The sequence below is a fragment of the Corallococcus sp. AB049A genome (assembly GCF_003668885.1).
GTDB classification, from domain to species: domain Bacteria; phylum Myxococcota; class Myxococcia; order Myxococcales; family Myxococcaceae; genus Corallococcus; species Corallococcus interemptor.
Genome location: NZ_RAWL01000981.1, coordinates 1 through 478, shown reverse-complemented (window position 1 = coordinate 478; position 478 = coordinate 1). Strand labels below are relative to the sequence as shown.

Annotated in this window: 1 protein-coding gene; it reads left to right on the top strand. The window is 48.1% G+C overall.

What is annotated here, in order from left to right:
• A partial coding sequence (locus D7X55_RS43865) for a hypothetical protein (protein WP_199747374.1) occupies positions 1 to 478 on the top strand: 478 nt, incomplete at both ends.

Below are 478 nucleotides of genomic sequence, written 5' to 3'. Positions count from 1 at the left end.
AAATGAGACGACTTGGCGGATTTGCCGCTGAGGGGTTTGTCGATGGTGTTACTGGTAAACTAGATGATACTCGTAGGGCAGCCGAAGGTCTGGAAGACTCTCTTACTAACACACTAAAGACTGTTCCTACAGGCATTAAGTCTGCTGGTGAAGAGGCTGCCAAGGCATACATTTCAGGCTTTAATGGTGCTTCCAATAAGATTTCTTCTCCCACAATGCCTGCTAGTTCTCGTGATATTGCTCAGGCTGAAAGTGCTGGCTCATCTTCTGGCGGTAGTTCATTCTCTTCAGACGGTTCTTCACGCAGAGACCGTAGAGTAGACACGTCTAACGATTCTACGGATTCAGAGGACAGTTCCGACAAGAAGAAGCGGGGCAAGAAGCGTCGCAAGTCTGTTGATACGGGAGCTGTTGGCGAAAAGGCTGATAGTCTATCCGGCCTAGTAGATATGATTCCTCAACTAGAGACTCTTTCGAC